Annotated in this window: 25 protein-coding genes; 14 read left to right on the forward strand and 11 right to left on the reverse strand. The window is 61.5% G+C overall.

What is annotated here, in order from left to right:
* From HII33_RS02365 to HII33_RS02385, 5 genes are read left to right on the forward strand one after another with little or no spacing between them, the layout of a single operon-like run.
* Window positions 1-924: a hypothetical protein gene (locus HII33_RS02365; protein ID WP_218841888.1), complete on the forward strand. Its 924-nt coding sequence runs from the start codon at window positions 1-3 to the stop codon at window positions 922-924.
* Between the two features lie 17 nt (window positions 925-941).
* The gene (locus tag HII33_RS02370; RefSeq protein WP_179394192.1) at window positions 942-1,628 is read left to right on the forward strand and encodes an NAD-dependent protein deacylase; all 687 of its coding nucleotides are present in this window, start codon (window positions 942-944) and stop codon (window positions 1,626-1,628) included.
* Window positions 1,629-1,664: 36 nt separating this feature from the next.
* A complete protein-coding gene (locus tag HII33_RS02375; RefSeq protein ID WP_179394193.1) occupies window positions 1,665-2,249 on the forward strand; it encodes a TMEM175 family protein in 585 nt (194 codons plus the stop codon).
* A gap of 9 nt (window positions 2,250-2,258) precedes the next feature.
* Window positions 2,259-3,569, forward strand: coding sequence for a TPM domain-containing protein (locus tag HII33_RS02380; RefSeq protein WP_179394194.1), 1,311 nt, complete (start codon window positions 2,259-2,261; stop codon window positions 3,567-3,569).
* 50 nt (window positions 3,570-3,619) lie between these two features.
* Window positions 3,620-4,591 (forward strand): glycosylasparaginase, encoded by a 972-nt coding sequence (locus HII33_RS02385; RefSeq protein WP_179394195.1) that lies wholly within the window; start codon window positions 3,620-3,622, stop codon window positions 4,589-4,591.
* 123 nt (window positions 4,592-4,714) lie between these two features.
* On the opposite strand, the gene HII33_RS02390 is transcribed toward HII33_RS02385, so the two are convergent.
* Complete coding sequence (locus HII33_RS02390) at window positions 4,715-5,872, reverse strand: ABC transporter ATP-binding protein (RefSeq protein ID WP_179394196.1); 1,158 nt, start codon at window positions 5,870-5,872, stop codon at window positions 4,715-4,717.
* Window positions 5,873-6,014: 142 nt separating this feature from the next.
* Here HII33_RS02390 and HII33_RS02395 point away from each other — a divergent pair, with 142 nt between their 5' ends.
* Together HII33_RS02395 and HII33_RS02400 are read left to right on the forward strand one after the other, a co-directional pair.
* Window positions 6,015-6,491: an NUDIX hydrolase gene (locus HII33_RS02395; RefSeq protein WP_179394197.1), complete on the forward strand. Its 477-nt coding sequence runs from the start codon at window positions 6,015-6,017 to the stop codon at window positions 6,489-6,491.
* On the forward strand, window positions 6,488-7,321 hold the full coding sequence (locus HII33_RS02400) for a DUF72 domain-containing protein (RefSeq protein WP_179394689.1): 834 nt from the start codon (window positions 6,488-6,490) through the stop codon (window positions 7,319-7,321). Before HII33_RS02395 ends, HII33_RS02400 begins: the two co-directional genes overlap by 4 nt.
* Before the next feature lie 11 nt (window positions 7,322-7,332).
* Here the strand turns inward: HII33_RS02400 and HII33_RS02405 are convergent, their stop codons facing one another.
* Entirely contained in the window at window positions 7,333-7,773 is a 441-nt protein-coding gene (locus tag HII33_RS02405; protein WP_179394198.1) for a hypothetical protein, read from the reverse strand.
* Window positions 7,774-8,072: 299 nt separating this feature from the next.
* Between HII33_RS02405 and metG the strand changes: the two genes are divergently transcribed.
* The 3 genes from metG (at window position 8,073) to HII33_RS02420 (ending at window position 13,141) form a co-directional block, all read left to right on the forward strand.
* Complete coding sequence (metG, locus tag HII33_RS02410; protein WP_179394199.1) at window positions 8,073-10,052, forward strand: methionine--tRNA ligase; 1,980 nt, start codon at window positions 8,073-8,075, stop codon at window positions 10,050-10,052.
* Window positions 10,053-10,571: 519 nt separating this feature from the next.
* Window positions 10,572-11,828, forward strand: a complete 1,257-nt coding sequence (locus HII33_RS02415; RefSeq protein WP_179394200.1) for an LPXTG cell wall anchor domain-containing protein — start codon at window positions 10,572-10,574, stop codon at window positions 11,826-11,828.
* Window positions 11,829-11,959: 131 nt separating this feature from the next.
* A complete protein-coding gene (locus HII33_RS02420; RefSeq protein WP_179394201.1) occupies window positions 11,960-13,141 on the forward strand; it encodes a transposase in 1,182 nt (393 codons plus the stop codon).
* A 171-nt stretch (window positions 13,142-13,312) separates the two neighbouring features.
* Here HII33_RS02420 and HII33_RS02425 read toward each other — a convergent pair whose 3' ends face one another.
* The 9 genes from HII33_RS02425 to HII33_RS02465 form a co-directional block, all read right to left on the reverse strand.
* The gene (locus HII33_RS02425; RefSeq protein ID WP_179394202.1) at window positions 13,313-14,065 is read right to left on the reverse strand and encodes a MucBP domain-containing protein; all 753 of its coding nucleotides are present in this window, start codon (window positions 14,063-14,065) and stop codon (window positions 13,313-13,315) included.
* A gap of 93 nt (window positions 14,066-14,158) precedes the next feature.
* On the reverse strand, window positions 14,159-14,491 hold the full coding sequence (locus tag HII33_RS02430; protein WP_179394203.1) for a hypothetical protein: 333 nt from the start codon (window positions 14,489-14,491) through the stop codon (window positions 14,159-14,161).
* 216 nt (window positions 14,492-14,707) lie between these two features.
* Window positions 14,708-15,583: an aldose 1-epimerase family protein gene (locus tag HII33_RS02435; RefSeq protein WP_179394204.1), complete on the reverse strand. Its 876-nt coding sequence runs from the start codon at window positions 15,581-15,583 to the stop codon at window positions 14,708-14,710.
* Between the two features lie 3 nt (window positions 15,584-15,586).
* On the reverse strand, window positions 15,587-16,264 hold the full coding sequence (locus tag HII33_RS02440) for a DUF4867 family protein (RefSeq protein ID WP_179394205.1): 678 nt from the start codon (window positions 16,262-16,264) through the stop codon (window positions 15,587-15,589).
* Window positions 16,265-16,277: 13 nt separating this feature from the next.
* On the reverse strand, window positions 16,278-17,216 hold the full coding sequence (gene lacC, locus HII33_RS02445; RefSeq protein ID WP_179394206.1) for a tagatose-6-phosphate kinase: 939 nt from the start codon (window positions 17,214-17,216) through the stop codon (window positions 16,278-16,280).
* 97 nt (window positions 17,217-17,313) lie between these two features.
* Entirely contained in the window at window positions 17,314-18,315 is a 1,002-nt protein-coding gene (locus tag HII33_RS02450; protein ID WP_179394207.1) for a tagatose-bisphosphate aldolase, read from the reverse strand.
* A 136-nt stretch (window positions 18,316-18,451) separates the two neighbouring features.
* Window positions 18,452-18,970: a galactose-6-phosphate isomerase subunit LacB gene (gene lacB / locus HII33_RS02455; protein ID WP_179394208.1), complete on the reverse strand. Its 519-nt coding sequence runs from the start codon at window positions 18,968-18,970 to the stop codon at window positions 18,452-18,454.
* A gap of 20 nt (window positions 18,971-18,990) precedes the next feature.
* The gene (lacA, locus tag HII33_RS02460; RefSeq protein ID WP_179394209.1) at window positions 18,991-19,419 is read right to left on the reverse strand and encodes a galactose-6-phosphate isomerase subunit LacA; all 429 of its coding nucleotides are present in this window, start codon (window positions 19,417-19,419) and stop codon (window positions 18,991-18,993) included.
* A 26-nt stretch (window positions 19,420-19,445) separates the two neighbouring features.
* Complete coding sequence (locus HII33_RS02465; RefSeq protein ID WP_179394210.1) at window positions 19,446-20,207, reverse strand: DeoR/GlpR family DNA-binding transcription regulator; 762 nt, start codon at window positions 20,205-20,207, stop codon at window positions 19,446-19,448.
* 495 nt (window positions 20,208-20,702) lie between these two features.
* Here HII33_RS02465 and HII33_RS02470 point away from each other — a divergent pair, with 495 nt between their 5' ends.
* The 4 genes from HII33_RS02470 (at window position 20,703) to lacG (ending at window position 25,149) form a co-directional block, all read left to right on the forward strand.
* Window positions 20,703-22,412: a PTS lactose transporter subunit IIBC gene (locus tag HII33_RS02470; RefSeq protein ID WP_179394211.1), complete on the forward strand. Its 1,710-nt coding sequence runs from the start codon at window positions 20,703-20,705 to the stop codon at window positions 22,410-22,412.
* 82 nt (window positions 22,413-22,494) lie between these two features.
* A complete protein-coding gene (locus HII33_RS02475) occupies window positions 22,495-23,346 on the forward strand; it encodes a PRD domain-containing protein (protein ID WP_179394212.1) in 852 nt (283 codons plus the stop codon).
* Between the two features lie 21 nt (window positions 23,347-23,367).
* Complete coding sequence (locus tag HII33_RS02480; RefSeq protein WP_179394213.1) at window positions 23,368-23,721, forward strand: PTS lactose/cellobiose transporter subunit IIA; 354 nt, start codon at window positions 23,368-23,370, stop codon at window positions 23,719-23,721.
* 9 nt (window positions 23,722-23,730) lie between these two features.
* Window positions 23,731-25,149: a 6-phospho-beta-galactosidase gene (gene lacG, locus HII33_RS02485; RefSeq protein WP_179394214.1), complete on the forward strand. Its 1,419-nt coding sequence runs from the start codon at window positions 23,731-23,733 to the stop codon at window positions 25,147-25,149.
* Window positions 25,150-25,213: the final 64 nt, after the last annotated feature.

Raw genomic sequence — 25,213 nt, forward strand, 5'->3', positions numbered from 1 at the left:
ATGATCCCAGAGATGCTAGACCCACTTTTGGCAGACGTGCAGGCGCACTACGCGATGCCGATCGAGGTCGCCGTGAGCGGCCCCGCCAGCGGCCGGCTGACCCATGAACAATCGCACCAAGAGCTGCTGGGCAACAACCACCTGCAGGTCAGCGTGACGGATACCACGGCGGTCGCCTACACGCTGAGCCACGAGTTGCTGCACATGCAGCTGACGACAGCGGGTTACCCGCCGCTGCAGTTTCACCTGACGACCGGTCAGCCCCAAGTCGACCAGCAGTTCTTTGCCGTGGCCACTGCGCTGTACGACGCGGCGTTGCACGGGCAGATCCGTGCGTGGCAAGTGGCCCACGGGCTGTTCACCCCGGCGGTGACGCAGGCCCTGGCCGCCGGCTTCGCCGAGAAGCTGAGTGGCGATGACGATACCGCGTTGAGCGTCTTTCGGATCCTGACGGCGCTGGACGCCTATGTGATGTTCGATGGCCGCGCCGGCGACTGGCTGGCCGCCGTGCCGGATGAAGCCGCGGTCGCTGCGGACTTGTACGGGCTGCTGGTCGACAAACCGATCGACTCGCCGTTCGCGTTTCGCCGCGCGGTGGTCAAGCTCTGGCGGGCCTTTGACGTCACGCTGACGCGCCACGGCTTCCAGGAGACCGGTAACGCGGAGTTCGCGACCCTGCCGCCGGTGTTGTCCGCCCGACAGCTGCGCCTGGCGCTGAACCAGACCTTCGAGCTGCGGCACAGCGAGATGCGCAACCGCAATACGCGTCAGCGCGCCTATGTCGCCCAGGGTAAGGGCGACGGCCAAAACGCCTTCGTGCTACCGCTGACACAGGCCCTCAGTCCGGCCGCCTTTCAGACGCTGTACCAGACCCCGTTGCAAGACGTCTTGCAACGCTACGATCTGGATTACACGCTGCGCTAAGCAGAGGGGGTGGCGCGATGTTTGCACTCAAGACCGCGATCGAAGCGGCCCGGTTCGTCACGTTCCTGACGGGCGCCGGGGTCTCGACCGCGTCGGGGATCCCAGATTACCGCAGCCAAGGCGGGTTGTACGCCGGGCGTGATGCCCCGGAAGACGTCCTGTCATACGATTACCTGCAAGCGCACCACCAGGCGTTTCACGACTGGGTCTGCGCCAACATGATGCACCCTCAGGCGCGGCCGAACGTGATCCACACACGCATGGCGGCGATCGCCAACGCTAAGGGCGCGATCGTCACCCAGAACGTCGACGGGTTGCACACGGCCGCTGGGGCCAAGCACGTGGTCGAGTTCCATGGCCGACTGGATCGCCTATACTGCCAGACCTGTGGTGAGTTGGTCGACCCGGCGACGTACCGGCGGTCAGATCGACACGCCGTGGACGGCGGGATCATTCGCCCGGGGATCGTGTTGTATGGTGAGCCGATCGCGCCTGCGGTGGTCGAAGCCGCGGTGGCCGCAGTCCAATCTGCCGATCTGCTGGTGGTGGTCGGCACGAGTCTGCAGGTGTACCCGTTCGCCGGGTTACTCCGTGAAGCCCGCCCGGCCGCCACACTGGTCGCGGTCAACCGTGAGCCGCTGACCCTACCACCCGGGGCCCACATGGTGGTCGCACCGGCCGAGACTGTCTTTGCCCAACTATGACCTGACGCGTGGGGGCGCGTGAACGGAGGAAAAAAGATGCCTAAAAGTCGACTAGAAGCCTTTACCGATGGCGTGATCGCCATCATCATCACGATCATGGTGTTGGAGCTGCGGCCACCGGAAGGCGGGACCTTCGGCGCGCTGTGGAATCTGCGCTACTCACTGCTGATCTACCTCGTGTCGTTTTTCACCCTTGCCGTCTACTGGAACAATCACCATCACCTGTTTTTGATCGTCCGCAAGATCAGCGGGCGGGTCCTGTGGGCGAATATCGGGTTTCTCTTCACGATCAGCCTGTTCCCGTTCGTCACCGCATGGGTGGGGGAGCACCACATCGATAGCGCGGCGCCGGAGATGACCTATGGAATGGTCATGTTCGCGACCAATGCGGCGTTTTACCTGCTGATCCGGTGCCTGAACCAGGCCGATAAGGATAACCACGCGTTCCATCAGCTGGTCGGCAAGGATTATTACAAGCCACTGGTCTCTGTGGGGGGCGCCTTCCTGGCGATCTTCGCCGCGCTGCTCTGGCCGCCGTTGACGATCCTGATCAACGCGGCGTTGATGGTGCTGTGGATCCAGCCGGAGCAGCGGATCGAACGCCATGTTGCCCACAAGTAGGAGGAGAAAATGCGATCAAGGCACAAACTGGCGGCGCTGATCGGCGTCGTGATCGCGCTGTGGGGCCTCGCCTTAGCGGTGGCACGCCCACAGCCGGTCGCCGCGGCTGAGCGCCAGTGGGTCAAGGACTCGGCCGGCGTGTTGACGCCGACCACGATGGCGCTGATCGACCGCCTCAACAACGTCACCTTCGCCAAGCTGCCAGGCCACCCGCAGCTGGCGGTGGAGGTGCGCCGCGCGCTACCGGCAAGTGAACAGGATATCGACGACTACAAGGCGGACCGCTTCGCCGAGTGGGGCGTCGGCCGCAAGGGGTGGGACAACGGGCTACTGCTCGTGGTCGCCGTGAAGGACCGCAAGTACGGGCTGGAGGTCGGCTATGGTCTGGAAGCCGCGGTGCCGGACGGGTCAATGGATGACATCGTGACCGACAGCGTCACCGCCGACCTCAAGGCGGCCCGCTACGACGACGCAGTGCGTGCCATGGTCGATCACTTGAGTGCGGTGCTGGCAGACCACCGCAGTGCGATCATGACACCGGCCGGGATCAAGGCTGAGCGCGCCGCGCAGCAGCGGAGCGCCGACTTAGATCGTCTGCTGGTCGAGATCGCCGTGCTGGTGGTCTTGGTGATCGTGGTGTGGCTGGTCGTGCGCAAGGCCACTCGGACCCGCTTGCTGGTCAAGCGACTCAATGACCCAGCTGAGCAGGCCGCGTTGCCGCTGTACTGGGGCCTGCCGGAGGCCGAGCGCGTGCGCTTCGCCGAGCAGCTCAAGGCCCCGATGCGCGGGCCGCTGGACCAGGCATTGCTGGCCCGCAAGCTGACCGCTTACCTGTATGATACCCTCGGTGAGCTGGTACTGCGCAGCGCGGATCCGCTCCCCTATCCCTGGTACGTCTATGGTGCGGTGATCAAGCGGCGCGACGCACAGGCCGTCGTGGCGCAGCCGGATTGGGCCAGTTTTCTGGGGCTGATCGAGCCGGATGTGGCGCCTGTATACACGCCGTATGCGGCGTATGCGCCGGGGTTCGAGACATGGGCTAAGGGCGCGCACGCCCGGGCGCTGGAGCAGCAGGCGGTCTGGCAGGCCTTCATCTCGCACGTCGAGTTGAAGGACCCGCTGGATGAGGCGACACTGGCGCTGACGCTGGATGCGATCCTGCAGTACCAGCGCGATCCCAGCCAGCACAACGCCACCGATGGCCTGCCCCTGTGGGTCGGGGCCAATTACGCTGGCGGGAGCAGTGGGGATAGTAGCAGCTTTGGCAGCGGCTTCGGCGGCGGAAGCAGCGGTGGGGGCGGCTTCTCCGGTGGCTGGTAAGGCCTCGACGGTGGCGATCGACGGTCACCACGGCGTGGAGCAATGAAAGGATGAGTGCAATGACCTGGGGAACGATCGCAACATGGCGGATGGCCCACGATGGCGTGCGCAAGGCCAGTGACCTGTTGGCGCAGGCGGGCCGCGCAGGGGATGCTGTCGAGGCGTTGATCAACGTCGTCGAGGCTTACCCGTACTACAAGAGCGTCGGTTACGGGGGCCTGCCGAACGAAGAAGGGGTCGTCGAGATGGACGCCGCCTTCATGGACGGGGACACGCTGGCGCAAGGGGCGGTCGGTGGCATCCGCAACGTGATGCACGCCGTCTCTGTCGCCCGCGCGCTGTCGGCGCAGCACTATAACAGCTTTCGCGTCGGCGAGGGGGCGACGAAGTTCGCCGCGCTCAACGGGTTCGAGATGACGAACATGCTGACCGATCGCGCCAAGGCTCAGTGGCAGCACCGCTTGGCAGAGCTAGCGGCCGCCGACCTCGACCCTTACGACGGACATGACACCGTCGGCGCGATCACGCTGGACCGCCAGGGCTCGATGGCGGCGGCGACCTCGACCTCGGGGCTGTTCATGAAAAAAGCTGGCCGTGTCGGCGATTCGCCACTGTCAGGGTCCGGCTTCTATGTGGACAGCGAGCGCGGTGGGGCAACGGCGACCGGGCTGGGTGAGGACATCATGAAAGGTTGCTTGGCCTATGAGATCGTGCGACGCATGGGCGACGGCGAGACGCCGCAGGCAGCTTGTGACCACGCTGTCTACCCGTTCATCGAGACACTCAAGCGGCGCTACGGTAAGGCGGGAGAATTTTCGCTAATCGCGATGAACCCCCGCGGGGACTGGGGTGTGGCGACCAATGTCGAGTTCACCTTCAGCGTGGCGACCTCAGCGGCCGCCCCGCAACTTCTGATGGCGACCCCCGGCCCGGCGCAGACAACGGTGATCGCGCCAGTCACACAGGCGTGGCTAGAGGCGTATGAACAGCGGCTCAAGGCCCCAATCGACCTCAGTCGGTAGCTGTCGCCGTGACCGAATACCCCCCTGATCCGGCGGATCGGGGGGGTATTCGCGTGACGCAAAAACCCCATCCGGAGGGGGTCCGGATGGGGCGGGGTTGGATATCGGATAAAAGGAGTGGAATCAGGCCTTGGCCTGTTCAGCGTTCATCGCTTCTTCGGCTTCTTCGGCCACGATCGCGTTGGTCGTCTCCTTATCGAAGAAGTGCGCCTTGTTGATGTCAAAGCCCATGTCGACTTGGTCGCCTGGGTTGTGGAAGTCACGGGCATCAACGGTCGCGACGAATTCGGTGCCGTCGACCTTGGAGTACAGCTGAGAGGTCGCCCCGAGCAGTTCGGAAACCACGACTTCGGCGTGTACGGTCGCATCTGGCCAGGTCTCGATGAAGGCGCCTTCGGTGTGGATGTCTTCTGGACGGATCCCGAAGACGATCTCCTTGCCGTCGTAGCCGCGGGCGTCGAGGACTTTAGCGCGGCCCTCTGGGAGGGTCAAGACGAGGCCTTTGCCATCGGAGATCTTACCGTCCTTGTAGGTGACGTTGAAGAAGTTCATCGCCGGTGACCCCATGAACCCTGCGACGAACATGTTGCGAGGGTTGTCGTAAACTTCGGCCGGGGTCCCGATCTGCTGCACGCGCCCGACAGACATGACGACCACGCGATCGGCCATCGTCATCGCTTCGGTCTGGTCATGGGTCACGTAGATCGTGGTGGTGTTCAGGCGCTGGTGCAGCTTGGCGATCTCGGCACGCATGGAGACACGCAGCTTCGCATCCAAGTTCGACAGCGGTTCGTCCATCAGGAAGATTGGTGCGTCGCGGACGATCGCACGCCCCAGCGCAACACGCTGACGCTGACCACCGGAGAGGTCGGCGGGCTTGCGGGCGAGGAATTCGGTCAAACCGAGGATGTCGGCGGCTTCGTCGACCCGCTTTTTGATGTCGTCCTTAGCGTACTTGCGCAACTTCAGCCCGAACGCCATGTTATCGAACACGGTCATGTGCGGGTACAGCGCGTAGTTCTGGAACACCATCGCGATGTCGCGGTCTTTAGGCGCCACGTCGTTCATGAGCTTGCCGTCGATCGTCAGCTCACCTTTGGTGATGTCTTCGAGCCCGGCGATCATGCGCATGGTCGTGGACTTCCCACACCCAGAAGGACCAACGAACACGATGAACTCTTTGTCCTTCACGTGCAGGTTGATATCCATGACGGCGTCTTTTTCGCCTTCCTTGGAATCCGGGTAACGCTTGTAAATATGATCCAGTGCGATCTCTACCATTCGAACCACTCCTATCTTAATTGACACTTATTAGTATAAATGTAAGCGGTTCATTTTGAATGCACGATGTGCCCAAAAAAACGGCGGTTTTTTGGACGGATTGACCAAAAACGTATGGTACACTGCTATCGAGGTGAGAAAGATGGCAAAAACATGGACGATGGTGCTGGTCAAGACGCCAAGCGGGATCGTGATGATCAACCGGCAGAAGCCGCCGTACCGCGGGTTGTGGAACGGCGTGGGCGGCAAGGTCGACCCCGGTGAGACACCGCAAGCCGGGGCCCTGCGCGAAGTTGAAGAAGAGACCGGCTTGGCGCTGACCCCGGCCGACTTGCGGCCGGCGGGTGTGATGCACTGGCATGTCAACGATAAGTGGTTGGGCGACGTGTGGCTGTTCGTCGCCCGTTCCGCGACTGCCTTGCCGGGGGCACAGATGACGCGTGAAGGGGTGTTGGCGACCTGGTCGCGCGAGTGGCTACTGGCGTCAGATAACCTGGGCATCGTGCCAGACCTGCAGCCCTTGCTGCCACACCTGCTAGGGGGCGAGCAACTGGAGTTCGATTCATGGTTCGCCGATGATCTCTTGCAGCGCCTTGAGGTCTTGGGCCCATGGGCATGATGCGGCGGATCGACGTCGGGCTGACCAGCGTGGCCGACCACCCGACGCTGGCCAGTCAAGGCAAGGCCAGCACACTGGCGGATCTGGCAGGTCACCTGCCGGTCGTCGAGCTGGACACGACGTTTTACGCCCTGCCGACCGCAGACGCGGTGCGTCGCTGGCAGCAGGCGGTCCCGGCCAGTTTTCAATTCATTGTCAAGGCGACGCAGTTCATGACGCGGCACAAAGAAGCGCCTGACCACGAGCCGGTGGCCGAGTTCACCGCGTGGCGCCGGGCGCTGGCCCCGCTGATCGAGGCGGATCAGTTGGCGGCGGCGTTGTTTCAGCTTCCCCCGTACTTCGGGGTCACCGCCGAAAATGTGCGCTACCTGCACCTGATCCGCCGGCTGTTGCCAGGGGTGCCGGTGGCGCTGGAGTTTCGCAATGACGGGTGGTACAGCCCGGACTACCGCGGCAGCACGCTGGCGTTGATGCGCGAGCTGACGTTCAGTCATGTCGTGGTGGACGAGCCACAGACGGCCAGCGGTAGCGTCCCGCTTGTCGCTGAGGTGACGGATCCCGCGCTGGCGATCATGCGACTGCACGGGCGTAACACCGCGGGGTGGCTGGAGCGCGATCCACAGTGGCGAAGCTGCCGAACGAACTATCGGTACAGCGATGCTGAACTGCAGGCGCTGGGGCAGGTCGCGACCACGCTGGATGCCCGCCGCGTGATCGTGATCTTCAATAACAACGGTGGCCACGACGCGGCCGCCAACGCCTTGGCGTTCATCGCTCAGCTCGGGTTACAGTTCGACGACCTGGGGCCCAGCCAACTGTCACTGTTTTGACCCCGATACGACTAATCGTGCCCTGGCCACGTGGCGGTCAGGACGGCCAGCGCATGGGCCTTGGTCCGCTCGGCGAGGGTGACGCTGGGTTCATTGGTGGTCCAGTGGTCAGCCGGCAGGTCGATCAGGCCCCAGCGGCGGTAGAGCGTGTCGGCCCACGTCGTGTTGGTGAGCGTCGCGCTCCGGTAGCTGACGGCGTAGTGCTGCCCGTTGAAGTCGACGGTGGTCGTCGCCGCGAAGAACCCGTGGGTCAGGATGCACAGCGCAAGCGATAACACGATGCTGGCGTGCACCAAGCCGCGTCCAGCCGCCGGGTGACGGAAGCTGCGGCCGACCAGGTAGGTGTCGAGTCGCGTCGGCACCAGATTGACTGCGGTGCGTAACAGCATGTGATTGCTGAATAGCAGACAGATGCCGAGAAGTTCGGCCGCGAGCAAGGCACGATTATTCATGGGGTCACCACCGATCACGCATCGGAGGTCTTACGCTTCAGACTTGACGGGGAATCGACCGTCAGACGCCCTGTAGTCTACGCTTATGTGAGCGGGCTAGCCCAGAGTGACCGGCCTTTTAACCGGGTTTTAGCCAGTTTGGTGTGTCGTCGCCGGGCACTTGGGCGCACAAAAAGCGGTGGCCGGCCGCGCGTGAATATGAATATGGGCCGGCCAATGGTATAATGAATGGCAGTTTAAGCACTTTTCACACACCCGCACCATTCGCGGGGAGATGAAACCAGGAGGCACAGTTATTCATGGCAAAACCAACGTTCTACGTGACCACGCCGATCTATTATCCGAGCGGCAAGCTACATATCGGTAACGCGTACTCGACCATCGCGGCGGATGTGATCGCGCGCTACAAGCGGTTGATGGGCTTCGACGTCTTTTTCCTGACCGGGACAGACGAACACGGCCTGAAGATCGAACAAAAAGCCGAGAAGCTCGGCATCACCCCGCAGGCGTACGTCGACGGGATGGTCGCTCAGATCAAGACGCTCTGGCAGCTGCTGGAGATCACCAACGATAAGTTCATTCGCACCACTGACGCGGAACACGTCAAGGCGGTCCAGACCATCGTCGAGCGCCTGATCAAGCAGGGTGACGTCTACCTCGGTGAGTACACCGGCTGGTATTCGGTCGAAGACGAAGAGTACTTCACTGAACCGCAGCTGGCGGAGGTCTACCGCGATGAGGACGGCAACGTCATCGGCGGTAAGGCCCCATCCGGGCACGACGTTCAGCTGGTCAAGGAAGAGAGCTACTTCTTCCGCATGAGCAAGTACACGGACCGGCTCGTTCAGTTCTACGATGAACACCCGGACTTCATCCAGCCGGAATCACGTAAAAACGAGATGCTCAACAACTTCATCAAGCCGGGGCTTGAAGACCTCGCAATGAGCCGCACCAGCTTCAACTGGGGCGTCCCGGTGCCGGAGAACCCGAAGCACGTCGTCTACGTGTGGGTCGATGCCCTGCTCAACTATATCACCGCGCTGGGCTACGGCTCGGACAACCACGACCTGTTCGACAAGTACTGGCCGGCAGACCTTCAGCTGATCGGCAAAGAGATCGTGCGCTTCCACACGATCTACTGGCCGATCATCCTGATGGCGCTAGGGTTGCCGATCCCGAAGAAGATCTATGGGCACGGCTGGCTGGTGATGAAAGATGGCAAAATGTCCAAGTCTAAGGGCAACGCGATCTATCCTGAGATGCTGGTCGAGCGCTACGGTCTGGATGCGCTTCGCTACTACCTGATGCGCGCCATTCCGTTTGGCAATGATGGCATTTTCACCCCTGAAGACTTCATCGACCGCATCAACTACGACTTGGCCAACGACTTGGGCAACTTGCTCAACCGGACGGTCGCGATGATCAACAAGTACGAAGGTGGGGTGCTGCCAGACCTGAAGCAAGTTGAAGCGACGCCGTTCGATGACGACCTTGAAGCCGTGGCCGCCAAGACGATCGCGGATTACCACACGCTGATGGGCAAGCTCCAGTTCAACGACGCGCTGGATGCAGCGTGGAAGCTGGTCGCCCGCGCCAACAAGTACATCGACGAGACCGAGCCGTGGAACCTGGCCAAGGACCCGGCCAAGGCGGGACAGCTCGCCAGCGTCATGGGCCACCTAGCCGAAAGCCTGCGCCTGATCGCGCTGTTGATCCAGCCGGTCATGACCCATGCGCCGAAGCAGATCTTCGGTCAGCTCGGGCTGGATCCGGCGATCGACGAGCAGGAGCGCCTTGAATGGGGGCACCTGCCGGCCGGCAACCAGATCGTCGCTAAGGGGACACCGATCTTCCCACGCCTCGACGTCGAAGAAGAGGTCGCCTACATCAAGGCGCAGATGACACCGCCTAAGCAGCAGCCGACCGTTGACCCGGCGACCCGCAAAGGCGAGATCGAGTTCAAGGCCTTCGATCAATCAGAGATCCGCGTGGCCGAGATCCTGAATGTCGAGAAGGTCCACGGTGCGGATAAGCTCCTCAAGTTCACGCTTGATGCGGGGGATGAGGGCACGCGCCAGATCCTGTCGGGCATCGCCGAGTATTACCCGGACTACGACGCGCTGAAGGGGCAAAAAGTGATGGCGGTCGTCAACCTGAAGCCGCGCAAGCTGAAGGGCGAGATGAGCGAAGGCATGTTGCTGTCAGCCGAAGACAGTCAGGGCCACATCACACTACTGGCCGTCGACTCGAGCCTGGAAAACGGGAGCTTGGTCGGATAACAATTGCACACACGACAAGGTCGCGGCGATCGCCGCGGCTTTTTTGTGTGGTTGGCAACTGGCAGCCACGCAAAATTTAATAAATAACAAAGGTCCGCGTGCATCCCGACGTGAAGAGCGGGTCAGCTGGGCCCAGCGGTCGCTTTTTGAGAGATCGGATTTTGATTTTTGAGGGCATGGAAGCGCGCCCACGGAATCGGGACCCGATCGTAGTCGCCGGACAGAGGGATGGGTTGAAATGACCGCACGTGACGCGAGAGAAAAGGGGGGGCAAACCGTTCTGTTGATTCAAATCGTAAATGAAATTAGAAAAGTACAATTTATTAATTAGACTAACAATTAATTAAATGCTGAAATATATAATTGAACAACCATAATGATTCGCCTGAAACAAACTGTTTTTACAATTTTCGGTATAGACACGATAGTTTATATAGCTTACAATTCGGCTAATATCCGAAGTACGTGACTTGGGGGAGTCCGCGGGTAGAAATATCTTAATTTTAGGGGGATTTTGATATGAGGGATCAAGGGGAAAAAATGGCCGCGGTGCGTAAGACCTGGATCGCTGCGGGGATCGCCGCAGCGACACTGTTCAGCGTTCAGGCGCTCGGGGCACAGACGGTGGCGGCGGCAGAGGCCGCGCCGGCAGTCGCAGAAGTCAGCGTTCAAGCAGATCTGCTGAATCGTATTGCGAACAACAAGAAGATGGTGCAGGCGTTCGGCAACGTCAAGGACACCGTGACGAATCGGTCGTTCTACGGTGACTTCGATTACCTCGCCGGGTTGGTGCGTAGTGGCAAGATTGCAGATAAAGACGCGCTGTACGCCGCAATGAAGCCGATCGCGCAAGGCGTCAAGGAATACCTTAAGGCGACGGCGAAGAAGCAAGTCGCCGCAGTCGGCAACGTGACCGACCCGGTCACCAAGCGCAGCTTCTACGGTGCGATCGACTACCTGTTCAACAGCGCAGTGGTCACCGTCGACGATAGCGGTGTCGGGTTCACTTTTGACCCAGCGGAACTCAATGCGATCATCGAGCGGGCCCAAAAAGCGATGGTGACGGAAAAAGCAGATGACACCTATGCCACGACTGACCGGACGCCGCACATCAAGACGCCGGTAACAGAGACGGTGGATGACACCTACGCCACGACTGACCGGACGCCGCACGTCAAGACGCCGGTAACAGAAACAGTGGATGACACCTACGCCACGACTGACCGGACACCACACGTCAAGACGCCGGTGACGGAAACGGTGGACGACACCTACGCCACGACTGACCGGACGCCGCACATCAAGACGCCGGTAACGGAAACGGTGGACGACACCTACGGCCAGGGCGACCGGACGCCGCACGTCAAGACGCCGGTAACAGAGACGGTGGATGACACCTACGCCACGACTGACCGGACGCCACACGTCAAGACGCCAGTGACGGAAACGGTGGACGACACCTACGGCCAGGGCGACCGGACGCCGCACGTCAAGACGCCGGTGACAGACCCGATCGATGACAACAACGATCAGACTGACCCGACGCCGCTGCCTAAGACGCCGGTGACGGATCCGACCGACGACACCAAGGGCCAAGGCGACCCGACGCCGACGATCAAGCCAGTGGCGGCCAAGACGCCGGCACCGCGTGCAACCAAGGCAGCGCTCCCGCAGACGGGTGACGAAGTGAACCCAGCGATCGCCTCCCTTGGGGTCGTGGCGGTGATCGGGGCCCTGTTTGGCCTCGCAGGGCACGACCGCAAGCGCCGCGCCTAACCGCAGTCGGCTGGATGAAGCGCGTGGTCCGCGGGCGCGCACCCCACGGATGACTTGAACATGACATTGGAGGGATCTTTGACCGGCAGCGGCTCAGGGGTCCCTTTTGGCCCAATCACAGGAGGGATGAGATGGTCTACACACAGCAGAACCAATCACAAGGGGCGTCTGGTGGGTATCCGCTCAACGCCGACAACGAGTGGGTCGAACTCGCCGGTCAACTGCCTTGGCAGGCGCTAGAAGCGATCTATCAGCTCGACTTTGCCGCGGATTCGGGCCGCCAGGGGACACCCTTTCGCCAACTCTATGCCGCCCAGCTGATCAAGGACCGAACGGGTCTGACGGATCGAGCAGTCTTCCAAGCGATTCGGGAGGTCCCGGCGTTCCAGTACTTCGTCGGCCTGACGGGGTACCATCCGAGCCTGCCGTTTTCCGTGGGGTCTTTGGCCCACTTCCGCCGCCGCATCGCGCCGCTCAAGCCGATCTTGGACCGGGTGATCGCCAGGCGCTTGGGTGAACTGATCCAAGCCGCGTTGCAGGGGTCAGACTGGACGCTGGTCGAGGCGTTTTGGTCCAGTTGGTCGGATGACTGGGAGGCGGTCGAGTACCTGGGCCAGGCCGCCTTGGCGGAGCTCGACTCAGATCAACAGCTGATGGCCAAACAGCTTAGCCGCCCCGCGGTTGCGCCCCGCGGCGATCGTCCGACTGGCGCGGTCGCCCAGTTGATCGAGGCGTTAGAGGGCGAACAAGCGCGCGTCGAGCAGCTTCAGGCGGCTGGTGGGCACCTGAGCCCCCGTAGGCAAGCCGTGCTGACTACGATCCGCGCACTGAGCGACGAACTGGCGGCGCGTCAGGCGATGATCGCGCGTGCGGACGACACGCCGAGCTACGCGCAGGCGCTGAGCGCGCGCACCGTCGAGATCACGCATTTTCAGCTCGGGGTGCCGCGGCCGGTGACGGCGTTCCTCGAGGCGTTGCAGCGGGCTGGCGGGCGGCGGCCCAGCTTCATCTTGACCGCTGGCGGGCAGCTCTCGGCGCTCGAACGCGCTCAGTGTGAAGCAGCGGGCCTGCAGGTGCTCGAACGGGCACAGGCGGGCAGTGGGATCGCGTTGATCGGGCTGCCCGACACGTCGGACCTGCTGATGCAAATTCAACTTCAACAGTTGGCCGTGAAGCTCGAGTCCGTGATGGTCAGCGCCAAGCTCGGGCCACTCCTGAGTCTCTACGATGGGCCGCTCGTGCTGACCCTGGCACGGGGCGCGCATCAGTTTCAGCTCCAGTACCGCGATCTGCCCCAACCGCCGCTGGCGTGAACTTGTGGGCGGGTCGCTAAGCGCTGGCGCACTTTCGGGGGCATTGAGCTTGACGGGCTCGCCCGCGCGGCACCAGCAATGGGCATGGCTCGGCGGCCCGGGGCGGCTGAGGAAAGTCTCGATGAACGCAAAAAAAGGCCGTATGGCCTTTTTTTGGTGGTGCGATCGGTCTCAGCTGTGCTTGCGCCGTGTCCCAGCGAGCCCGATGAGGCTGACCAGCGTGAGAAGCGCGCCGGCTCCCGCGGCGGCCGGCGTTGTTGTTGCACCGGTCTGCGGCAGCACTTGTTGGGTGCTAGTTGTCGGTGGCTGCTGATCGGCGCTGGGGTGGCTGACCGTGTCGGGGTTGCCGGACGGCTGGCCATCGATACCGTTACCGTTCGTCCCGTTACCAGCCGTGCCGTTGCCGCCAGCACCATTGCCTTGGTCACAGTTGCCGCCTGGCGTGGTCGCGACCAGGTAGAAGGTCAGACTCGTGACGGCGGGATCGCCGAAGTACAGCGGGAGCTGCTCCGGCAGGCGGGTGGTGTCGATCGTGTAGCCGGCCGGGACGTTTTGCCCGATCTCCTCGGAGCGGGTCGAAAACTCGGTATCGTACTGGGCGGTCAGGGCGAGGGTATGGATCAGCGCACCGGTCTTGGTGTCGCGGTAGTAGACGGGGATCGTCACGTCGGGTAGTTTCTGAACGTAAAACGTCAGGCTCGGCACGGCGGGGTCGCCGAAGTACATCGGCAGTTGGTCCGGCAGGCGGGTGGTGTCGATCGTGTAGCCGGCCGGGACGTTTTGCCCGATCTCCTCGGAGCGGGTCGAAAACTCGGTGTCGTACGCGTCGGTCAAGGCCAGGGTGTCGATCAGCGCGTCGGTCGTCGTGTCGCGGTAATAGACGGGGATCGTCACGTCGGCGCGCGGGGCAACGGCGGTCGTCACCGGTTCGACGACCAGCTGGATGGCCTGCGCCGGCCCGCTGAGGAAGCGCCCTTCGCCGGCGTCTGGCCTTGGCTGCGCGGCAAATTCGAGCAGTCAGTAGCCATCTGGCAGCAGCGCGGTGACATTGGCGATGAATGGGGCGGTGAACTGGCCTTGGGCCTCATCGCGCCACGCGACGCCGAGGGCGCCTTGAACGGTGGCCTGGCCGACGCTGGTCATCTGGTCTAGGGTGGCGCCGCTTGTCTTGTCTTTGAAGGTGATCGTCAGGGTCCCGAGCGCGCGATCGCTGGTTTCTTGGGCATCAGCGGCTTGGACCGAAGCGGGTGGGGCCACTGCCAGGCTGAGCAGTAAGCCTGCCGCCAAGCAGACGGTGAGCCAGCGCCAGACGGCCTGCCCGTGGTTGATCGTGGTATGATGCTGAGTCATGCTATCGTCCTCCTCCGAGTGGGTGTGACCAGGGTCGATCATTGACAGCGAAGGTCTCGGCGTGCGCCAAGCCCATCTATCTAAAGTATAGTGAGTCAACCTTCTCGGGGGCAAGCCAGACGCCTCGCGCAGCGGGGCGTGATCAACCAAGTGCTTACCGGTGGCCCCAAAAAGACCCGCAGCCCAAGCGGGACTGCGGGTCAGGGGCAGCGGTGGTCACCCGAGGGTCAGGGTGGTCGTCATCGTCCGCTGCTCACCGCCTTCAATGACGGTGTTGCCAAGTTTCTTGAACCAATTCGTCGGGGTCCCGGCGGCGTCCGGCAGGCCGTTGAACGGCTCGACGCAGACGAACGGGGCGTTTTGGCCTTCCGGGCTCCAGAGTGTCAGGTACGGGAAGTCGGTGAGGTCTAAGGTCACTTCGGGTCCGCCGGCCTTAGTCGCCAGCGTCGCGCTGGTCGCCTCGGGTGCATCGACGATGATCAAGCCATCATCGAGCAAGGCGTGGCTCAACGGGATCACATTGCCGTCTGCGGCGGGCAGCGGCGTGATCTCACCGTTGCGGAACGGGACCGGACCGATCCCGAACTGATGCAACGGGACTTTGGCGCCGTTCAGCGTGACGGTGTAATCTTCAAGCGGCTGGCTGAGCGCAAAACCAGGGTGAAACCCGAGGGCAAACGGCATCGGCTCGCGCGAGCCGTTCGCGACCGTGTAGCGGATCGCTAGGCCGGCATCGGTCAGCTGATACGCCACAGTGAGCGCGAAGTCGAAGGGGTACATCGCCTTGGTCTCGGCGTTCGCCCGCAAGGTCAGTTGCACGCGATCGACGCCGGCTTTCGTGATGCTCGCGAACTCATAGTCGCGGGCGAAGCCGTGCTGGCGCATCGGATACGGCTGACCGTCCAGGGTGTACTGGTCGTCGTTGGACTTGCCGATGGCGGGAAACAGCAGTGGGGCGTGGCGGCCCCAGTATTGGCCGGTGGTGTCTGTCCAGATGAACTCGTGCCCGTCGGCTTTGCGGACCAAGCTGGTCAGCTCGGCACCGTGGGGGTCGATGGCGGCGGTGAAGTGGTCGGATTCGATGGTGATCATGGATTATGCCTCCTGTAGCGGGTCGACGCTGACGAGCGCGCCGGTCACCCCAACGGCGATGCCTTGGGCGATCTTATCCGTGCGCGACGGGTGAACGACCTGGAATTTGTTCTGCTTGACGATCAACGGGTTATCGCTGTGGTAGCCGGCCGGGAACGGCTGGTTGGTGCCTTGGATCAGCATCACAACGAACTTGAACCCGGCAGTGGTCACCTCGCACGGGCTGTAGTGCAGGGTGTCGCTGTAGAACTCGACGACGGTCCCGGCCGGCACGTAGAACAGCTTGGCGTCGCGCTCGGCGTTGAACTGGCCGGCGTGTAGCTGACTGCGCTTGCCGATCACCATGACGACGGGGGTCATGAAGATGTTCAGCTCACTACCTTGATGAAACTCAACGGCGGTCAGGGACTGGCTGTGGCCGGCACACTCGCCGGCTTCGATCGGCAGGCCCGCGAACACATCTGCGCCGATCTGCTGGATGACCGGCAAAGCCTCCAGGGTCGGGTTGGACGGGACGTAGACATTGGCCCCGGTGGGGATCGGGATCTCGCGCATGGCCGCGGTCAGGTCGGTGAGCGTGTATTGCGGGTAGACGATGCCGTAATCCGCGAACGCGGGATCGTCAAGTGTCAGGATGTCGCGGTCTGGGTTTTGGGTGCGTAATTGGTCTAATTGTGTCATGGTTGCCTTCTTCTTATTGGGGGATGATGGTGACTTGGGCGAAGTAGTCGTCGAAGCGAGTCGGATCGACGAAGCCGGTCTCAGCTTCCATCGTGTTGAGCATACCGGTGGTCATGGCGGTCTTCATCACGGTCTCATCGGACGCGCCGTCATCGATCGCCATGGCGAGCCCGGCCAGGGTCGAATCGCCGGAGCCGACCGGGTTGACGACGTTGATCTTCGGGATCGCGGCTTGGTAATAGTGATCGTTGTGCTTGACGAACGCCCCGGCAGCGCCCAGCGAGACGACGATCCACTCGATACCGTCAAAAAGCGGGTCTTGCAGGTGCTGCTTGAGTGCCGGTAGGTCGTGCTTGTCGACGGGCACGTCGAGCAAGGCGGCGAGCTCGTCTTCGTTGGGCTTGATCAGCAGTGGCTTGACGGCCGCCGTGAGCCCAGCCTTCAAAGCGGCCCCGGAGGCATCGAGGATCACCTTGACCTGCTTGGTGGCAGCGTGAGCGATCATCGTGACGTAGAAGTCGGGGGCGAGTCCGCGCGGTAGCGACCCAGAGATGGTGACGACGCTGGCCGTGTCGAGTAGCTGGTCGAAGTGGGCGAGAAACGCTTCGCCGTCGGCTTCGCTCAGGGTCGGACCGGCTTCGAGGATCTCTGTTTGGTTGCCGCCGTCGTGGAGGATCGCGATGCACTGCCGCGATTCCTGGTCGATGTGGGTGAAGTCGTGCGCGATGCCGTCTTCATCGAGGCGCGCCTCGATGAAGCGGCCGAAGTTGCCGCCGAGCACGCCGGTGGCGATCAGTGGGTGGCCGAGCAGGTGGGCGACGCGTGAGACGTTCAACCCCTTGCCACCGGCGGTCTTGCGGACGTCGGTGATGCGGTTGACGGTGTCGATCGCGAGGTGCTCGAGGGGATAAGCGATGTCGATGGATGGGTTCATGGTGACGGTCAGGATCATGAGTCAGGCTCCTTTTGTGTGCGGGTGAGGGGGGATTTTTGCCGAAAAAAAAGCCGAGCCCTTCTCGGGAGCGGCTTTTCCGAAATGACTGATCGAATTAGTCGGTGGTGACCTTGTTCGTCCATGGGGTCGCGGTCGTGGCCAGGACCTTGTTCAGGCGGTCGATGTTCGCCTTGCCTTCGGTCTGCAACCACTGCTTGCCGGCTTCTTCGCCGTCAGCAGCGAATGGCTTGACGCCGTTCTTCCAGGTCGCCCGGCCGCAGAGCACGCCGTTGAAGGTGGAACCAGCGTCCTTGGCGAATTGCAGTTCCTTCAAGAACAGCTCGTTGGTGACACCGGCGGACAGGAAGATGAACGGCAGGTCCGTTGCATCGGACTGTTCCTTGTAGTAAGCCGCCGCTTCAGCCTTGGTGTAGACGGGCGTCACACCGTCTTCGGTGAAGCCTTCGACGAACTTCTGGTTGACTGGCACTTCAAGCTTCAGGACCGCCACGTTGTAGCGTGGGTTCGAGAATTCCTTGGTCATCTCGATGACCTTGTGTGGCTTGACCTTGGAGTAGGCTTCATCGGTCACAGAGTCCATGTTGGCGTCGTAGGAGACTAGCTCCAGGAACATTGGCAGGTCGTTGGCCTTGGCTTCGGCCCCGACGCGTTCAACGAAGGCCTTCTTGCGGTCGTTGATCGCATCGGATTCGTCTGTGTCGTAGTACAGCAGGAACTTCACGGCGTCCCCGCCTTCTTCGGCGATGCGCAGCGCGCTTTGGTCGTCGATCAGATCAGGGAAGCGGCCAGGCTCGGTGGCATCGTAGCCCGTCTTTTCGTAGGAGAGCAGCAGGCCCGCGTTGTCATCGCGAACGTTCGCTGCTGGCAGCCCGTATTCTGGGTCCAGCAGGATGGAACTTGCGTACTTCGTCAGTTCCGCAGACACAGCCTTTTTGAAGTCAACGATCTCGGTCTCGTTCGAAGGTTGGTTCGCGGCGGCCGCGATCATCTTCTTCAGGGAACCGCGTTGGTCGATCGCCAGCGCAGAGATGACGTTGTTCTCATCAGACAGTTTCTTCAGGTGTGCCAGTTGACCAGCAGTAAGCTTTACAGACATTAATAGTCCCTCCAAGTATTTTGTGACGGCCAGAGCCGCTCAGCTATAGTGTAGCGCATTTTGGTCCAAATGTTTAATGCAAGCGTTACATCCCGTCGTGGCGGCGCTTGCGGCTAGCGAAGCCAGCCGTGTGCCTTCAGTCGTGGTAGACGCCTTCGTTCCACTTCTCGATCTCTTCGTCGAAGAAGTGGGGGTTGTCTTTTTGGTCCGGGTTCGCCGGAGCGAGGTGGTCGATCTTGTCGATGATCGCTTTGTTCGCGTCGTCGGCCTTGTACGTCGCGTCAAGGAAGGCCTTGACGATGTCTTCAGCCAGGTGTTCCCCGACGGTCGCGCCGCCGAAGCCGATGATGTTGGCGTTCAGCTGTTCGCGTGCGTAGACCGCGCTGGTGACGTCGGAGACCAAAGCGGCCCGGATGCCTTCGTTCTTGTCTGCCGCGGTGGAGATGCCGATGCCGGTGCCGCACAGCACGACGCCGAGGTCGGCGCGGCCGTCTGCCACGTCTTCGGCGACTTTCTTGCCGTAGATCGGGTAGTGCGTGCGGTGTGTGTCATAGGTGCCTTCGTCGATGACGTCGTAGCCCAGGTCCTTGAGCATGTTCGAGATCTGGATCTTGACGTCTGTCACGATGTGGTCGTTCCCGATAGCAATGATCATGATTGTGCTTCCTTTCTGACCTAAATCATTTTCTCGAGCATGTCGAGGCGGACCTGATGGCGGCCGCCGGCGTACTCCGTATCCAAGTAGCGCTGAATGATGGTCAGCGCCTTGTCGAGGCCGAGGATGCCGGTCCCGATCGAGATTGCCTTGGCGCCGTTGTGCTCAGCGGTCATGTGGGCGGTGTTCTCTTCGCTCACGTTGGCGGTGACCATGCCCTTGAGCTTGTTGGACGCCATCGCGGAGCCGACACCGTAGCGGTCGAACATGATCGCCTTGTGCGCGGCACCGGTCAGGATCTTCTCGGCAACGGCAACGGATGAATCGACGAAGTCTGCCGCGGGTTCCGGCGACACATCGATCACGCGGTAAGCGTGGTCGGTCAAGTAGGCTTTGACAGCCTCTTTCATCTCGAACCCATCGCGGTCTGCACCAATAACTACATCCATGGTTGAACTCTCCTTTGCAAAAATGGCTAGGCTGTGGTGATCACAGTCGTGTATTGACTGTACGCCGCGCGGTCCGCTGCGTCGATCGCCGCGTTGGTGATCAAGCCGTCGGTCTGATCAAGCTCGTAGAACGTGTAGAAGTCTTGCTGATTGAGCTTGCTCAGGTCTGCGACGACGAAGCGGTGTGCGGTGTTATCCATGGCGATGCGCTGCGTCTGGCCTTCTTCGGGGTTCGCGTTGGTGATCGCGTTGCCGTCGAGGCCGTTGACGCTGATGAACGCCTTGGTGGTGCGCAGGTGAGCCAAAACTTCATTGGCGAGGCTCCCGATGAACGCCCCGGAGCGCGCCCGGTAGCTCCCGCCGATCAGCTGCAAGGCGAACTGGTCGGCGCGGGCCTGGAAGCTCTGGAACACGGGCAAGCTGTTCGTGACGATCCGGACATCGTGAAGCGTCAGGTGATCGGCGATCAGCTCATTGGTCGTGCCGGGGCCCAAGTACACGGTGTCACCCGGTTGGATCAGGCCAGCCGCGGTCTTGGCGACCGCGTTTTTGTCCTTGACGTGCAGGTTCCGCTTTTGGATCCGCGAGAGTTCCGGTGTTTCTCGTAAGTGCAAGCTCTGCGCACCGCCGTGGATCCGGACCAGTGCGTGCGCGTCGTCGAGCTCCTCAAGGTCGCGCCGAACGGTCATGGTCGAGACGCCGAGCGCTTCGCCGATCTCATTGACGGTCACGATGCCTTTGTGGTCGACCAGCTGCTGGATCGTCAGCAGCCGTTCTCGCTTGAGCATGCGCACGCCCCCTTTCTGTGTTCGCTAATGTTTGTTTTTGTTCACGAGGACAGCCTATCATCAGCGCCGGCAGACGTCAAGTGAAAACCAATGAATATGGGAATTTTTGGGGTGCATGGGCCGCTGTTCATGGGTCGGATGTGACATGTTCCGTGTGAACGGAGCTGGTGATGTGAACATAGCCGAACATTTTCGCGCAAGCACGCCCGCCTGACGACATTTACGTCGCACGCACCCCGGGCAAGGGCTGGCGGAGAATGTTCCAAAATCAAATTAAGCGTTTACAGACGGCGGACGGACGGTTTATGATGACGATGTTGTTAACAACCACTCGTGGATCGTAACTATTCAATTAGGCGTAACCACGGTTTCAATGGCAACGGGGTGGCCCGGGGTCTATCGAAGCCGTGGTTTTTGTCGTGCCATTATTGCGCCGCTAGGGTCGATCACCCCGGTGGCGTGCACAGTCAGTCACTATGAGAGAGAGGGTCAATCATGCAAGTCATCATCAACAAGCTTGAGAAGCATCAAGCGTTCTTCGAGAAAATCTCGCGGAACATCTACCTGATGGCGATCAAGGATGGGTTCCTGGCCGCGATGCCGATCATCCTGTTCTCCAGTATTTTTATCCTATTAACGAACATTCCGCCGCTGTTCGGCGTGAACCTGCCGACGGACCTCGCGGCGTGGGCGAACAAGATCTACAACTACACGATGGGCTTCGTCGGCTTCTATGTCGCCGGGACCACCGCCAAGGCGCTGACGGGGTCAATGAACCAGCGTATGACCGGCGGGAAGTTTCTCAACAACACGTCGACGATGATGGCGTCGATGGTCGGCTTCATGCTGCTGGCAATCGGGACCACCAGCAAGGGCAATTTCTTGCCGACGTTCTTCGGCACCCAAGGGGTCCTGTCGGCCTTCGTTGCCGCGTTCGTCACCGTCCACGTCTACAAGTTCTGCGTCTCCCGCGACCTGACGATCAAGCTGCCTAAGGAAGTGCCGGGGGCGATCTCCCAGAACTTCCGCGACATCATCCCGTTCGGCTTGGCGACGCTGATCTTCTCGCTGATCGACGTCCTCGTGCGCCTGTGGCTCAACGTACCGTTCGGAGCGATGATCTCGACACTGCTCAGCCCGGTGTTCAAAGGGGCGGAGAGCTATCCGGGGATGATGCTGATCTGGTTCTTGATCCCAATGTTCTGGTTCCTGGGGATTCATGGGCCGTCCGTCGTGAAGCCGGCGCTGGCTTCCGCACTCTATGGGAACACAACGGCGAACCTGGACCTGTTCAACGGCGGCCACTTCCCGATCCACGCGCTGACCGAAAACTTCGGGAACTTCATCGGTGAGCTTGGCGGCACCGGGGCGACCTTCGTCGTACCATTCATCTTCATGTTCCTGATGAAGTCTAAGCAACTCAAGGCGATCGGCAAAGCCTCCTTCATCCCGGTCATGTTCGCGGTCAACGAGCCGCTGCTGTTCGGGGCGCCGATCGTGTTGAATCCGTACTTCTTCGTGCCGTTCGTGGTCACCCCGGTGGTCAACGTCGTGATCGGCAAGGCCTTCATCGACCTGCACATCATGCGCGGCTTCATGTACGTGATGTCTTGGGCCCTGCCTGGGCCGATCGGGGCTTTCCTCGATACGAACTTCCAATGGACCGCACTGCTGTTGATGGCGATCTTGCTGACCGTCGACACGCTGATCTACCTGCCGTTCATCAAGGCATATGACGCCAGCCTGCTCGAGCAAGAGGCGCAAGTCGACGCCGCCCCGGCGGCAGCCGTGGCCGCTGACGCCCCGGTCGCACCAGTGACTGTGGATGCCCCAGCCGCACCAGCCGCACCAGCCGCGCCTGTCGAGACGCTCAGCAAGGAGCTCAAGGTTTTGGTCCTGTGTGCCGGTGGGGGAACGAGCGAGCAGCTCGCCAACGCCCTGGTCGAAGGCGCAAAGGCGACCGGGCAGCCGATCGTGGCGAGTGCCGGCGCGTATGGGTCGCACCACGATATTCTGCCGAACTACGACCTAGTCGTGCTCGCACCGCAAGTGCGGACCTATTACAATGACCTGAAGTCAGACACCGATAAGCTCGGGATCAAGCTCGTCGCCACTAAGGGCCAGCAGTACATTGCCTTGACGCATGATCCGGCGGGTGCGGTCAAGTTTGTCCTTGACGAAGTGAACCGACCGACGGAAGCTTAGGTGAGAAGACGCGGCGGGGGGCGGCTAGCTGCCCCCTGTTGCCGTCGAGCCAGCCCCAACGATGCGCAGTCAGGAGGACACCATGCAACTTGTGATTCGCCAGATCTATAACAACAATAGTGCCTTAGTGACGGTCAGTGCGGGGAAAGAAGCGGTCGTCCAGGGCAAGGGGATCGGGTTTGGCAAACGGCGCGGCGACACGATCGAGTCTAAGGACGCGACCAAGATCCTGTACCTCGGCGACGACCGGATCCAAGCCCAGTTCACCAGCCTGCTCAAAGACGTGCCGCTGGACATCGTCGTCGCGGTGTTCGATGCGATCGACCACGCCAAGCAGGTGCACCACCTCAAGCTTCTGAACTACCTGTACGTCACGCTGGGCGACCATGTGTTTCAGATGTACAAGAAGCTAATGGCGGGGCAGTACCGGCCAAGCGTCGTGCCGAGCATCGAGGCACAGTACCCCGTGGAGTATGCGGCGGCGCGCGACGCGTGGCGGTCGATCAACCAGAACCTGCACGTGTACTTTCCGCCGGAAGAGGTCAAGAGCCTCGCCCTGCACTTCATCAACGCGCAGGGGGACGACACGGATCCGGCCCCGACCGCGCCGCTGGTCGCGGCCGTTAACCAGGTCGTGCAGGCGGTGTTCGCTAAGCACCAGATCCACCGGACGCTAGCGAACCGGAACTACTTCGACCGCCTGATGATCCACCTGCAATACCTAGTGGAGCGGATGCAAGACGGTGCGCAGGATGAGCAGACCATCAGCACGGCCATCACGCAGGATTTTCACCAAAAGTACCCGCGCTCCTTCGCCATTGCTGGGGAGGTCGCGGCTGAGCTCGCTAGTCAGCTGCACATCACCCTGACGGCCAACGAGCGGCTCTACTTCATCATCCACATTCAACGTCTGATCCAAGAAAACGAAGATTAATCGATACAGGAGGACCCAACCATGGCTACCAAAGAAGAAATCTCAATGACCGGCTTTGCGATCGTCGCATACGCTGGTGACGCGAAGACAGACCTGATCGACGCGCTCAACGCGGCGCGCACCGGTGATTTTGCCCACGCCCGCGAGCTGGTCGCATCGGCCAATGACTCGATCGTGGCGGCGCACAACGAGCAGACCAAGCTGCTCTCTAAGGAGGCGGGCGGCGAGCAGATGGACGTCACCTTCATCATGGTGCACGGCCAGGACACGCTGATGACTACGATGATGCTCAAGGACCAAGTGACCTTCTTCATCGATGAGTACGAGCGGATCGCGGCCGTTGAGGCGAAGCTTGGCCTCACCCCGGCGCAATAGGAGGCAGCCATGACATTACTGAATCGTGTGCAGGCGCTACCCAAGGGCTTCGTCTGGGGGGGTGCCACCGCGGCCTACCAAGTTGAAGGCGCCACGCAGGTCGACGGCAAGGGCAAGACCATGTGGGATGACTACCTGAAGGCGCAAGGGCGCTTCTCGCCGGATCCCGCCAGCGACTTCTACCACTTGTATCCGGAAGACTTGGCGCTCGCCAAGCTGTACGGGCTCAACGCGATCCGTGTGTCGATCGCGTGGACGCGGCTGTTCCCGACCGGCACCGGCACGCCCAATGCCGCCGGGGTGGCGTATTACCACCGGCTGTTCGCGGCGTGTGAGGTCAACGGCATCACGCCTTACGTCTCCTTGCACCACTTTGATTCGCCGAAGACCTTGTTTGACGCAGGGGACTGGCTGAATCGCAAGACCATCGATGCGTTCGTCGACTACGCCGCGTTTTGCTTCAAAGAATTCAGCGAGGTCCAGAACTGGTTCACCATCAACGAGCTGATCTCGCTGGCTTTTTCCCAATACATCCAGGGCAACTTCCCGCCGTCGCACCGCTTCGATGTGACCAGCGCGATCCAAGCGCAGCACAATGAACTGCTGGCGCACGCACGGGTGGTCAATCTCTACAAGCATGCGGGTTACACGGGGCGCATCGGGCTGATCCACGTCTTACAGCCGGTCTACCCGTACCCAGATAACGCGGCCAACCGACACGCCGCGGCGCTGGAAGATGCCTTCATGAACCGCTTCTTGCTCGACGGCACCTTCAAGGGCACGTACACGCCGGAGACCATGGCGCTGATCGACGAGTTGCTGGCTGCCAACGATGCGACGCTGACGATCGAACCCGGCGACATGGCGATCCTGAAGGAAGCCGCCGGACAGAACGACTACTTCGGCCTGAACTACTACCAGCCATCCTTCGTGGCGGCGTACGCCGGCGAAAGCACCAACACCTTCAACGGGACCGGGGACAAGGGCACAAGCGACTTCAAGTTCAAAGGGGTCGGTCAGCATGTCAAAAAGCCTGGCATCGCGCAGACCGACTGGGACTGGAACATCTACCCCGAGGGGCTGTACGACATGCTCAAGCGTGTCGCCCACGACTATCCGACCTGCAAGACCATCTACATCACCGAAAACGGGATGGGCGACAAGGACCAGTACGCTGGGGTCGGGCAGCTGATCAACGACGACAAGCGCATCGACTTCATCGATCAGCACGTTGCCGCGGTGCTCCAAGCGCGCGCAGAAGGTGTCGATGTGCAGGGCTACTTCGTCTGGTCGCTGCAGGATCAGTTCTCCTGGGCGAACGGGTACAACAAGCGCTACGGGCTCTTCTACGTGAACTTCGAGACCCAAGCGCGTGAGATCAAAAAAAGCGCCTTGTGGTTCAAGACGCTCGGGGAGACCCTGCGTTAACCCGCGCGCCCATGGGGCGGGCCCAAAGCCGTTCGCGTCACCCGGCCGTTGGCCCGTCACGCGG

This window comes from Lacticaseibacillus absianus, assembly GCF_013407595.1.
Taxonomy (GTDB): Bacteria; Bacillota; Bacilli; order Lactobacillales; family Lactobacillaceae; genus Lacticaseibacillus; species Lacticaseibacillus absianus.

Excerpts from the sequence above, each read along its gene's own strand:
- HII33_RS02465 (WP_179394210.1), bottom strand. The coding sequence starts at position 20,207 with ATGCTCAAGCGAGAACGGCTGCTGACGATCCAGCAGCTGGTCGACCAC.
- HII33_RS02380 (WP_179394194.1), top strand. The coding sequence starts at position 2,259 with ATGCGATCAAGGCACAAACTGGCGGCGCTGATCGGCGTCGTGATCGCG.
- HII33_RS02390 (WP_179394196.1), bottom strand. The coding sequence starts at position 5,872 with ATGGTAGAGATCGCACTGGATCATATTTACAAGCGTTACCCGGATTCC.
- metG (WP_179394199.1), top strand. The coding sequence starts at position 8,073 with ATGGCAAAACCAACGTTCTACGTGACCACGCCGATCTATTATCCGAGC.
- HII33_RS02375 (WP_179394193.1), top strand. The coding sequence starts at position 1,665 with ATGCCTAAAAGTCGACTAGAAGCCTTTACCGATGGCGTGATCGCCATC.
- HII33_RS02400 (WP_179394689.1), top strand. The coding sequence starts at position 6,488 with ATGATGCGGCGGATCGACGTCGGGCTGACCAGCGTGGCCGACCACCCG.
- lacG (WP_179394214.1), top strand. The coding sequence starts at position 23,731 with ATGACATTACTGAATCGTGTGCAGGCGCTACCCAAGGGCTTCGTCTGG.
- HII33_RS02440 (WP_179394205.1), bottom strand. The coding sequence starts at position 16,264 with ATGACACAATTAGACCAATTACGCACCCAAAACCCAGACCGCGACATC.
- HII33_RS02450 (WP_179394207.1), bottom strand. The coding sequence starts at position 18,315 with ATGTCTGTAAAGCTTACTGCTGGTCAACTGGCACACCTGAAGAAACTG.
- HII33_RS02475 (WP_179394212.1), top strand. The coding sequence starts at position 22,495 with ATGCAACTTGTGATTCGCCAGATCTATAACAACAATAGTGCCTTAGTG.
- HII33_RS02370 (WP_179394192.1), top strand. The coding sequence starts at position 942 with ATGTTTGCACTCAAGACCGCGATCGAAGCGGCCCGGTTCGTCACGTTC.
- lacA (WP_179394209.1), bottom strand. The coding sequence starts at position 19,419 with ATGGATGTAGTTATTGGTGCAGACCGCGATGGGTTCGAGATGAAAGAG.
- HII33_RS02365 (WP_218841888.1), top strand. The coding sequence starts at position 1 with ATGATCCCAGAGATGCTAGACCCACTTTTGGCAGACGTGCAGGCGCAC.
- HII33_RS02435 (WP_179394204.1), bottom strand. The coding sequence starts at position 15,583 with ATGATCACCATCGAATCCGACCACTTCACCGCCGCCATCGACCCCCAC.
- HII33_RS02470 (WP_179394211.1), top strand. The coding sequence starts at position 20,703 with ATGCAAGTCATCATCAACAAGCTTGAGAAGCATCAAGCGTTCTTCGAG.
- HII33_RS02415 (WP_179394200.1), top strand. The coding sequence starts at position 10,572 with ATGAGGGATCAAGGGGAAAAAATGGCCGCGGTGCGTAAGACCTGGATC.
- HII33_RS02480 (WP_179394213.1), top strand. The coding sequence starts at position 23,368 with ATGGCTACCAAAGAAGAAATCTCAATGACCGGCTTTGCGATCGTCGCA.
- HII33_RS02420 (WP_179394201.1), top strand. The coding sequence starts at position 11,960 with ATGGTCTACACACAGCAGAACCAATCACAAGGGGCGTCTGGTGGGTAT.
- HII33_RS02430 (WP_179394203.1), bottom strand. The coding sequence starts at position 14,491 with ATGACTCAGCATCATACCACGATCAACCACGGGCAGGCCGTCTGGCGC.
- lacC (WP_179394206.1), bottom strand. The coding sequence starts at position 17,216 with ATGATCCTGACCGTCACCATGAACCCATCCATCGACATCGCTTATCCC.
- lacB (WP_179394208.1), bottom strand. The coding sequence starts at position 18,970 with ATGATCATTGCTATCGGGAACGACCACATCGTGACAGACGTCAAGATC.
- HII33_RS02385 (WP_179394195.1), top strand. The coding sequence starts at position 3,620 with ATGAGTGCAATGACCTGGGGAACGATCGCAACATGGCGGATGGCCCAC.
- HII33_RS02405 (WP_179394198.1), bottom strand. The coding sequence starts at position 7,773 with ATGAATAATCGTGCCTTGCTCGCGGCCGAACTTCTCGGCATCTGTCTG.
- HII33_RS02395 (WP_179394197.1), top strand. The coding sequence starts at position 6,015 with ATGGCAAAAACATGGACGATGGTGCTGGTCAAGACGCCAAGCGGGATC.